This is a genomic window from Actinomadura darangshiensis, assembly GCF_004349235.1.
In the GTDB taxonomy this organism is placed as follows: domain Bacteria; phylum Actinomycetota; class Actinomycetes; order Streptosporangiales; family Streptosporangiaceae; genus Spirillospora; species Spirillospora darangshiensis.
Genome location: NZ_SMKY01000344.1, coordinates 1 through 8,618, shown reverse-complemented (window position 1 = coordinate 8,618; position 8,618 = coordinate 1). Strand labels below are relative to the sequence as shown.

Below are 8,618 nucleotides of genomic sequence, written 5' to 3'. Positions count from 1 at the left end.
CCCCGGCACCGCCCTACGGCCGGCCGCCCTATGGCGGACCGCCCCCGGGCGGACCGCCTCCGAGGCCCCCGTACGGCGGGCCTCCGTACGGCGGGCCGGGCTACGGGGCTCCTGCCTACGGACAGCCGCAGTACCGGTACGTCCCGATGCGCCCGCGTCCGCGCCGCAGTGCCGGCGGGACGATCGCGGGCATCTTCGGCGGCCTCACGGCGCTGGTCGTCCTCGCGATCCTCGGGCTCTCCGTGGCCGGTGCGGGCCAGGAGCCCGCCGGGACGGGCACCGGCAGCGGCGGCGGCTCGACCTCCTCGTCCGGCGGTCCGGCGACCGCGAAGGGGAAGGCCACCGACAGCAAGCTGTACAAGACCGGCGCGCTGACGCCGGTGAGCTGCCGGCTGCCGCGGATCCTGCCGTCCGCGCAGTCCATGCGCGGCTTCATGGACACCCTCAGCAACTGCCTGGACGTCTCGTGGTCGCGGCAGTTCCGCAAGGCCGGGATCCCGTTCGACAAGCCCCACCGCGTCTTCTGGCTGGAGCCGGGGCGCAGCCCGTGCGGCTCCTACCCGGCGCCGGGCGCGTCCGCGTTCTACTGCCCGGCGAACAACACCATGTACGTCGGGCTGGAGAACGTCGTGGAGACGTCCGGCGGCGAGCCGGTGTCCAACTACGCCGTCTACGCCCGGGTGATCGCGCACGAGTACGGCCACCACGTCCAGGACCGGGCGGGCATCCTGCTCTACGGCGACCGGCAGATGGAGAGCGGCGACACCGCCACCGGCAACGAGGCGAGCCGCCGCATCGAGCTCCAGGCGCAGTGCTTCGCCGGGGCGTTCCTCAGCAGCGAGCGCACCACCCTGCCGATGACCCGCGAGCAGTACCTCGCCATGATCAGGGACGTGCAGGGGCGCGGCGACGACCGCCTGCCGCCGGACAAGCGCGACCACGGCATCAGCCGCCACTACGCGGGCTGGGTGATCACCGGCTTCAACGGCAGGAACCTGACCGTGTGCAACACGTGGATCGTGCCCGACTCCAAGGTGAGCTGAGTCGTTTTCCCCCGCCCGGCTGAGCATCGGTACTCATGCCCGGGGACGCGGGCGGGCCGCAGACTCCTGCCATGACGACCTCCAGTCCGCCGCCGCCGGCCGGCTCCGCCGCGTTCTTCGTCCAGGCCGTGATCTCGTTCGCGGTCTCCAGCGTCGCCGTCGCCCTCGGCGTCGCGTACCTGCCCGTCAGCGCGTGGGTGCGGGGCTTCCTCGCGCTCGGCCTGCTGTACGTGATCACCTCGACGTTCACCCTGGCCAAGTGCGTCCGCGACAGGCAGGAGAACCAGGCGATCACCAGCCGGGTCGACCAGGCCCGGCTCGACAAGCTGCTCGCCGAGCACGATCCGTACGCCAACCCGACGCTGTGACCTGCCCGTTCGCACGGCCTTTCCGGCATGTGAGGCGTTTCACCACAAAGTGCTAGCTACACTGCTTGCAATAGCAAGCACTATGACGCAGGGTGAAGACATGGCAAGTTCCAAGGTCGGCTCGATCGGGGAGTACATCCGGGAGCAGCGCACGCGGGCGAAGATCTCGCTGCGGCAGCTCGCGGACGTCTCGGGGATATCCAACCCGTACCTGAGCCAGATCGAGCGCGGCCTGCGCAAGCCGAGCGCCGAGATCCTGCAGCAGATCGCCAAAGGGCTGCGGATCTCCGCCGAGGCGCTGTACGTGCAGGCCGGCATCCTCGAGGACCGCGAGGCCGACACCGACGTGCAGGCCGCCGTCCGGGCCGACCTCCTCCTCACGGAGCGGCAGAAGCAGGTCCTGATGGACATCTACGCGTCGTTCCTCAAGGAGAACGAAGCCACCGGCGTCACCGGTACCGGGCCCGCAGCGCCCGCCGGCGACGCCGCGCCAGAACAGACCAGAGCCGAGCAGAACGGAAAGGAAGAGGTCGGATGACGCTGGCCAGCAACTTCCGAGAGAACAAGGCCGTGTACGCCGTGGCCGGCGCCGGCGACTTCGCGGTGGAGAAGATCCGTGAGGTCCCCGAGCAGGTGACCAGGTACCAGGGCGAGGTCCGCGAGACCGTCGACCGCTACCGCGTCCAGGTCCGCGAGACCGCCGCCCGCTACCGCGGCGAGGTCTCCCGGTACCAGGAGCGGGTGGACGCCAAGGACCTGCCGGGCGCGGCCGTCGCGTACGCCACGCACTTCGGCACCCGCGCCTTCGGGTTCATCGACGAGCTCGCCGAGCGCGGCAAGAAGGTCGTGCACCGCGAGGCCGCCGACGTCGCGGAGATCACCGACGCCAAGCCGGCGCCGAAGCCGCGCACCGCGCAGCCGCGCAAGCCGGCGCAGCCGCGGTCCACCACGAAGAAGAACGGCGCCTGAGCGCGTTCCGTGAAGGGGCCCGGCCGGGGAACACCCGGCCGGGCCTCTTCGTCTTCACCAGCAGGCGGCGTGCTGCGCATAGGGTGGGTGTGCCGTGTGCGCGACGACGAGTCGCCGTCCGAGACGAGCAGGAGCGCTGATCGCCGATGTCGGACTTCAACGTGCTGGATTACTTCTTCTGGCTGCTGTTGATAATCGCCTTCGTCATGGAGGCGTGGGCGCTGATCGACTCGCTGACGGTGCCCACCGGGGCGTTCTCCGCGGCGAGCAAGCAGAGCAAGAAGCTCTGGATGATCATCCTGATCGTCGCGACGGTGGTGGGGGCCGCCTACGCGGTCGCGCCCGCCGCGCTCGGCGCCAGCCCGATCGCGCTGCTGCTCGGCATCCTGCCGGTCGCCGCGTTCATCGGCGCCGCCGTCTACCTGGCGGACGTCCGCCCGGCCGTCGGCCCGTACAAGAAGAACAACGGCGGCCGCGGCGGCTCCCGCTCAGGCCCCTACGGCCCCTGGTGACCCTTGTGAAGTGCTGGTCTTCGACGTCATCCTCCTCCTGCTGGAGCAACCTCACCCGCCGGGCAGTCACCCGTACGAAGGTGTTGCCGACCTGTACTGGTTGGAACTGGATGAGTTGACGATCTACTACAACGCCTTCGGAATCGGCACGATCATCATCCAGCAGATCGTCGCCAACGACTGACATCGGCCGGGGCCAGGTGGCGGGCCAGCCAGGCCAGGGCTCGGGGCTGGCGGTATTCGATCGCGTAGTGGCCGGCGTCGAAGAGCTCGAAGTGCACGGACTCCTCCGGGACGCCGGCCCGGTCGAGTGCCTCGCGGAAGGCGAGTGCGCCGAGGTCCAGGAACCATTCGTCGCGGGTTCCGGCGTCGATCCAGATGGCGCGCATCGAGCGCAGCGCCTCGCCGTGCGCCGGTGCCATCCGGACGGGGTCCCAGTCCAGCCAGCGCTGCCAGGTCTCTGGACGCAGCGCTCCGGTGACCGGGTCGAAGGGCAGCAGCGGCGCGCCGTCGTCGCCGGGTGAGAAGCACGCCGAGACGCCGAGGATCTCCAGCAGGCGCAGGTCCTCCTCCTTGGTGAAGGCGACCCGCGAGCGGAAGTCGCTCCACCAGGTGAAGATGTCGCCGTCGTAGGCGCGCAGGTGGCGGGCCGCCCACAGGAAATGCGGGATGTACTGGGCCTCGGACAGGGAGTCTCCGGAGTGCGTGGCGAAGGCGCCGAACAGGTCGGGGCGCAGCATCGAGGTGACCATCGCGCCCAGCCCGCCGCTGGACTTGCCCGCGATGGCCCGGTGGTCGCGGGCGGCGAGCGTCCGGTAGCGGGCGTCCACCCAGGGCACGACCTCCTCGCACAGGTAGGAGTGGTAGCGGCCGGTTCCGGCGGAGTCGACGTACTGGCTGCCGCCGTAGGTCGTCCAGGCGTCCACGAAGACCAGGATCATCGGCGGGGCCTCGCCGGCGGCGAAGAGCGCGTCGGCGGCGACCGGTACCGACGTGCGGTAGGCGCCGGGCTGGTTGCTCCAGGCGGAAAGTGTTCCGGTGAAGCCCAGGAGCATGTAGACGACCGGGTAGCGGCGGTCGGTCTCGGCGTCGTAGCCGGGGGGCGTGTAGACCCAGAGGGGCCTTTCATGCGGGTCGCTCAACGGGTTGCCGCGAAGCAGTTCGCTGGTGATGGTGTGTTCGTCGATCCTGCCGGCGAAGCCGGCGGGCCATAGCGGCATGGGAGGCTCCTGTCGCACACTGTTATTACGAAACCATAATATATGAGGCGATAGGATCTGTCGCGTGATGGAAGACTCGGTCGATCGGCACATCGAGTACTGGTCCCGGGAGGTCCCCGGACTCGACCCGGACGTCGAGGGCGCGATCACCCGGATGCAGGTCCTCGTGCGGGCGCTGCAGCGCCGCAGGGAGGCGGGGCTGGCCGCGCGGCGGCTCAAGGGCTGGGAGTACGACATCCTGTGGCGGCTCCGCTCCGCCGGGCCGCCCTACCAGGGCACGCCGTCCTGGCTGGCCCGGGCCCTGGACGCCCATCCCGCGACCCTCACCAGCAGGCTGGACCGCCTGGAGAAGTCGGGGCACATCGCCCGGCTGCGCGATCCGGCGGACCGGCGGCGCCTGCTGGTACGGCTCACCGGCGAGGGGCATCGGGCATGGGAGGCCACGATCGGCGACCAGGCGGCCGGCGAGCACGCCTTCCTCGCCGCCCTGACCGGCGGCGAACGCCGGCAGTTGTCCGATCTGCTCCGCAAGGTGGTGGCGGCGGTGGAGACCGATGGCCCGCCCCTGATGCCGTCCGCCGAGGAGGCGCGCGACTCGGACGGGCCCGCCGGAACAGTATGAGCCGGGCACCGGGGGCGGGCGCCTCCGCCGCCCGGTGCCCGGCGGTTCAGGGGGACGGGCGGGAGAGCGCGTCCACCGAGTTGAGGCCGTGTTCGACGAGGTCGACGGCGCGGTCGAGGGCGGTGCGCATCGACAGCGGGTCGTAGCCCTCGCGGCGGCAGTGCGCGACGACCGCCTGCATGCCGCCGACCGCGATGCCGGACGCGGCGACGGCGTCGATCTCGGAGATGCCGGGGCACAGCTCGTGGAACAGGGCCTCGATCGCGTCCTGGGCGTCCAGCAGCCGCTGGAGCGCGCGGGCCCGCAGGGCGGGACGCTCCAGGACCAGCCTGACCTGCACGGCCCCGTAGTCGCGGTGCTCGGCGACGATCGCCTCCAGGACGTCCACGATGCTGCGCCGGATCGTCTCCATCGGCGTCTCGCCGGGGGTGCGGCGCAGCCGCTCGGCCACCTCGGCGAGCCGGTCGTCGATCTCGGCGAAGACCACGTCCTCCTTGGACGGGAAGTAGCTGAAGAACGTGCGCGGCGACACGTCGGCGGCGGCGGCGATGTCGGCGATCGTCGTCTCCTCGTAGCCGTGCTCGGCGAACAGGCGCAGCGCGGCGGTCGCGATGGCCTGCCGGGTGCGCCGCTTCTTGCGCTCCCGCAGGCTCGGCCGGGTCTCCTCGTCCGCCATGTGACGGACATTACCACGACTGCAAAGTTGCATCTATTGCAAAACGGCATGCGGTGGGTGTTCTCTGCCAGCATGGCGCGGTTTCTGGAGGCACTCGGACGGCTCTGCGTGCGGCGGCGGCGCACGGTCTTCGAGCTCTGGGTCGCGGTGATGCTCGGCGCCGGGGTCCTCGGCCTCATGCACGGGGGCATGTTCGTCCAGCAGAGCACGCTGCCCGGCACCGAGACGCAGCGCGCCATCGACACCCTCGCCCAGGACTTCCCGGCGATGACCGGGCCGACCGCGACCGTCGTCTTCCACGAGACGGCCCAGGCAAGCCCCGCGGACTGGCGGGTCGCCCTTACCGTCGGCAGGTCGATCGAGAACATCACCGAGCTCGACCGGGTCGCGTACGCCGAGAACCCCTACGTGCAAGGGATGGGCGGGCTGAAGGACGACAACGCCGTCGTGATCCGGCTCAACTTCACCGGGACGATGAGCGACGTCGGCCGCGCCGACCTCGACGCGCTGAACCGGGCCGTCGAGCCCGCGCGGATGGCCGGGCTCGAGGTGAAGTTCGGCGGCATCGTCGCGATGATCCTCAACCAGCCGAAGGGCGGGCCGCAGGAGGGCGTCGGGATCCTGCTGGCGCTGCTCGTCCTGCTGATGGCGTTCGGGTCGTTCCTCGCGGCGGGGATCCCGATCCTGGTGTCGCTGTGCGGGATGGTCGTCGCCTATTCGCTCATCCATTTCTCGGCGTCGGTGTTCCAGATCGCGCCGACCGCGCCGATGGTCGCGGCGATGCTCGGAATCGGCGCCGGAATCGACTACGCGCTGTTCATCGTGACGCGTTACCGGCAGCAGCTCGCCGACGGCGACGACGTCGAGACCGCGGTCGGACGCGCCATGGCGCATTCGGGGCACGCGGTCGTCTTCGCCGGCGGAACCGTCGTGTTCGCCATCTGCGGCCTTTTCCTGTCGGGCATCGCGTTCATCGGACGGATCGGGCTGGGCGCCGCGCTCGCGGTCGCCATCATGGTCGTCGCCGCGCTGACCCTTCTGCCCGCCGTTCTCGGGGCGCTCGGGCCGCGAATCGACAAGTACAAGATGCCCCGTGTCAGGCCCGACCGGAGTTCGCGCCGCTGGATGGCCTGGGGACGGCACGTCGACCGGCACGCGTGGCCTTACGCCATCGTCGCGACGCTCGTTCTGCTGGCGCTCGCCATTCCGACGCTCAGCCTGCGGTTCGGTGTGATGGCGGACAGTATGTCGTCCAAGAAAATGGAGGCGCGGCAGGCGTACGACATCGTCGCCGAGGAGTTCGGCGCCGGACATTACAGCCCGTTCGTGGTGGTCGCGAAGGTGCCGGGCGAGGAGAAGCGCACCAAGCCCAAGCGGGTGGTGCCCACGGTCAAGGGACGCGACGGCCTGTCCGGCCTGACCGGCCCCGCGGTGGCCGAGCCTTCTCCGTCCGCGGGGCCCAAGCGTCCGAAGGGCGCTCCCGACATGAGCAAGAAGCCCGACAAGGACGCGGTCCTCATCGGCCAGGAACTGCGCCTGAAGATCTCCGAGGTCCCCGGCGTCGTCTTCGTGGGGGAGCCCGTTGTCACCGGCACGACGGCGATAGTCCAGGTGATTCCGCGCGACGCCCCGCACGCCGAATCGACCACCGATCTCGTCCACCGGCTGCGCACTGTCGAGATCAGCGCCATCCGGGACGCGCACCCGGGTTCGCGGGTCTATCTCGGCGGCGAGAATCCCGCGATCATCGACCTCGCCACAACGGTCGGAGACCGGATGCTGACCGTCGTCATAGCGGTCGTGACCGTCGCTCTGCTGCTGCTGGTCATCGCGTTCCGATCGGTCGTCGTCCCGCTGAAGGCGGCGCTGATGAACCTGCTCTCGATCGGCGCGTCCTTCGGCGTCGTGACGGCCGTCTTCCAATGGGGCTGGGGCATCCGGCTGCTGGGCGTCGACCAGGCCATTCCCATCATGTCGTTCATCCCGCTGTTCATGTTCGCCCTGATATTCGGGCTGTCCATGGACTACGAGGTGTTCCTCCTGTCGCGCATCAAGGAGGAGTACGAGCGGACGGGCGACCCGCACGAGTCCGTCGTGATCGGCATCGGCGCCACCGCCCGCCTCATCACCTCGGCCGCGCTCATCATGATCTTCGTGTTCGCCAGCTTCGTCCCGCAGCCCGATCCCACGATCAAGATGATGGCCCTCGGGCTGGCCGTGGCCGTCGCGATGGACGCCACGATCGTCCGCCTCGTCCTGGTACCGGCCCTGATGAGCCTCCTGGGCCACGCCAACTGGTGGTGGCCCGGCCGCGGCCGCCCGGCGCCCCCGCCCCCCGAACCGGTCGCCGAGCAGCTGGAGCTGGAACTGACGCGCTGAGTCAGGGGATCTGCTCGACCCGGACGCCCGGGACGGACTCGTAGACGTCCGGGTCGGCGGTGACCAGCGGCCAGCGGCGCCAGCGCGCGGACCAGGCGGCCTGCGCGGCGTCCATGCCGAGGTTCGGGATCGTCGTGACGAGGAGGCCGGTCTGCTGGGCGATCACGTCGTCGAGGTCGTCGACGTGGACGACCTGCATGCCGGGGAGCCGTTCCAGGAGGGCGCGGCCGTGGTCGGGGACGAGCTGCCAGGCGCGGGCGAGGGACGTGGCCGGGATGACGATGGTGGCGTGCTGGGCGATGGACGCGCGGAGCCGGGCGCGGACGTAGATGGTCTTGCCGGTCGCGAGGTCCAGGAGTGCGGTCGCGTCGAAGACGTGACCGGTGATCATGCGACGTCCCGGCGGTCCGGCGTGCCGCGTTCGACGAGCCGGTCGACGATGGCCTGCTCGTCGGGGCTCGGCGGCCCGAACAGGTCGTCGATGGTGGACGCGTCGCGCAGGTAGGCGAGCTTGAGGCGCGCCCCGTCCGCGAGGAACCCGGACACCGAGGCGATCTTCTTGTCCTCGGCGAGCCCCTGGAGCGTGGCGGCAAGCTCGTCGGGCAGCGTGATGTTGAGTCTCGCCATGGGCCACACAATACACACTCCGACGCCTTCCAGTGTGTACTGGCGTCGGGGGCCGGGGGCTGGTCGAGTCGCCGCGCTGGCACGGGGACCGGCTGTACTTCTCCGACTGGTCCGCGGGCGAGGTCGTGGCCGGGCAGCGGCCGGGTGCTCGCCGTCGAGGTCGAGGTTCCGGGGGCCGGGTGGCCGTGATCAGGACCGGGTG

12 protein-coding genes are annotated in these 8,618 nt (G+C 70.5%); 8 read left to right on the top strand and 4 right to left on the bottom strand.

The genetic code is table 11. The annotated features are described in order from the left end of the window. The 6 genes from E1293_RS40735 to E1293_RS48115 all read left to right on the top strand — a co-directional run. A partial coding sequence (locus E1293_RS40735; protein WP_243717315.1) for a neutral zinc metallopeptidase occupies positions 1-1,043 on the top strand: 1,043 nt, incomplete at its 5' end. Between the two features lie 71 nt (positions 1,044-1,114). Continuing rightward, positions 1,115-1,411, top strand: coding sequence for a YiaA/YiaB family inner membrane protein (locus E1293_RS40730; protein WP_132204450.1), 297 nt, complete (start codon positions 1,115-1,117; stop codon positions 1,409-1,411). Positions 1,412-1,511: 100 nt separating this feature from the next. Further along, positions 1,512-1,949: a helix-turn-helix domain-containing protein gene (locus tag E1293_RS40725; protein ID WP_132204448.1), complete on the top strand. Its 438-nt coding sequence runs from the start codon at positions 1,512-1,514 to the stop codon at positions 1,947-1,949. Beyond that, entirely contained in the window at positions 1,946-2,380 is a 435-nt protein-coding gene (locus tag E1293_RS40720) for a hypothetical protein (protein WP_132204446.1), read from the top strand. Before E1293_RS40725 ends, E1293_RS40720 begins: the two co-directional genes overlap by 4 nt. Before the next feature lie 146 nt (positions 2,381-2,526). Next, positions 2,527-2,892, top strand: coding sequence for a DUF2516 family protein (locus tag E1293_RS40715; RefSeq protein ID WP_243717313.1), 366 nt, complete (start codon positions 2,527-2,529; stop codon positions 2,890-2,892). Positions 2,893-2,902: 10 nt separating this feature from the next. After that, positions 2,903-3,076 carry a hypothetical protein gene (locus tag E1293_RS48115; RefSeq protein ID WP_165978621.1) on the top strand — a complete coding sequence of 58 codons (174 nt, stop codon included), beginning with the start codon at positions 2,903-2,905 and terminating at the stop codon, positions 3,074-3,076. Here E1293_RS48115 and E1293_RS40710 read toward each other — a convergent pair. Continuing rightward, entirely contained in the window at positions 3,048-4,112 is a 1,065-nt protein-coding gene (locus tag E1293_RS40710) for an alpha/beta hydrolase (protein WP_132204444.1), read from the bottom strand. The genes E1293_RS48115 and E1293_RS40710 overlap by 29 nt on opposite strands. A 67-nt stretch (positions 4,113-4,179) precedes the next feature. Here E1293_RS40710 and E1293_RS40705 point away from each other — a divergent pair, with 67 nt between their 5' ends. Continuing rightward, positions 4,180-4,734 (top strand): MarR family winged helix-turn-helix transcriptional regulator, encoded by a 555-nt coding sequence (locus tag E1293_RS40705; RefSeq protein ID WP_132204456.1) that lies wholly within the window; start codon positions 4,180-4,182, stop codon positions 4,732-4,734. 46 nt (positions 4,735-4,780) lie between these two features. Here E1293_RS40705 and E1293_RS40700 read toward each other — a convergent pair whose 3' ends face one another. Beyond that, positions 4,781-5,410 carry a TetR family transcriptional regulator gene (locus E1293_RS40700; protein ID WP_132204442.1) on the bottom strand — a complete coding sequence of 210 codons (630 nt, stop codon included), beginning with the start codon at positions 5,408-5,410 and terminating at the stop codon, positions 4,781-4,783. Positions 5,411-5,482: 72 nt separating this feature from the next. Here E1293_RS40700 and E1293_RS49915 point away from each other — a divergent pair, with 72 nt between their 5' ends. Beyond that, positions 5,483-7,789, top strand: coding sequence for an MMPL family transporter (locus E1293_RS49915; protein WP_243717312.1), 2,307 nt, complete (start codon positions 5,483-5,485; stop codon positions 7,787-7,789). Between the two features lies 1 nt (position 7,790). Here the strand turns inward: E1293_RS49915 and E1293_RS40690 are convergent, their stop codons facing one another. Both E1293_RS40690 and E1293_RS40685 read right to left on the bottom strand, forming a co-directional pair. Further along, positions 7,791-8,180, bottom strand: coding sequence for a hypothetical protein (locus E1293_RS40690; RefSeq protein WP_132204440.1), 390 nt, complete (start codon positions 8,178-8,180; stop codon positions 7,791-7,793). Continuing rightward, complete coding sequence (locus tag E1293_RS40685; RefSeq protein WP_132204438.1) at positions 8,177-8,416, bottom strand: ribbon-helix-helix domain-containing protein; 240 nt, start codon at positions 8,414-8,416, stop codon at positions 8,177-8,179. Before E1293_RS40685 ends, E1293_RS40690 begins: the two co-directional genes overlap by 4 nt. Positions 8,417-8,618: the final 202 nt, after the last annotated feature.

Bases quoted from the DNA above. Each gene is read 5' to 3' on its own strand.
- E1293_RS40725 (WP_132204448.1), top strand. From the start codon at position 1,512: ATGGCAAGTTCCAAGGTCGGCTCGATCGGGGAGTACATCCGGGAGCAG.
- E1293_RS40685 (WP_132204438.1), bottom strand. From the start codon at position 8,416: ATGGCGAGACTCAACATCACGCTGCCCGACGAGCTTGCCGCCACGCTC.
- E1293_RS40720 (WP_132204446.1), top strand. From the start codon at position 1,946: ATGACGCTGGCCAGCAACTTCCGAGAGAACAAGGCCGTGTACGCCGTG.
- E1293_RS40705 (WP_132204456.1), top strand. From the start codon at position 4,180: ATGGAAGACTCGGTCGATCGGCACATCGAGTACTGGTCCCGGGAGGTC.
- E1293_RS49915 (WP_243717312.1), top strand. From the start codon at position 5,483: ATGGCGCGGTTTCTGGAGGCACTCGGACGGCTCTGCGTGCGGCGGCGG.
- E1293_RS40700 (WP_132204442.1), bottom strand. From the start codon at position 5,410: ATGGCGGACGAGGAGACCCGGCCGAGCCTGCGGGAGCGCAAGAAGCGG.
- E1293_RS40715 (WP_243717313.1), top strand. From the start codon at position 2,527: ATGTCGGACTTCAACGTGCTGGATTACTTCTTCTGGCTGCTGTTGATA.
- E1293_RS40710 (WP_132204444.1), bottom strand. From the start codon at position 4,112: ATGCCGCTATGGCCCGCCGGCTTCGCCGGCAGGATCGACGAACACACC.
- E1293_RS40730 (WP_132204450.1), top strand. From the start codon at position 1,115: ATGACGACCTCCAGTCCGCCGCCGCCGGCCGGCTCCGCCGCGTTCTTC.
- E1293_RS40690 (WP_132204440.1), bottom strand. From the start codon at position 8,180: ATGATCACCGGTCACGTCTTCGACGCGACCGCACTCCTGGACCTCGCG.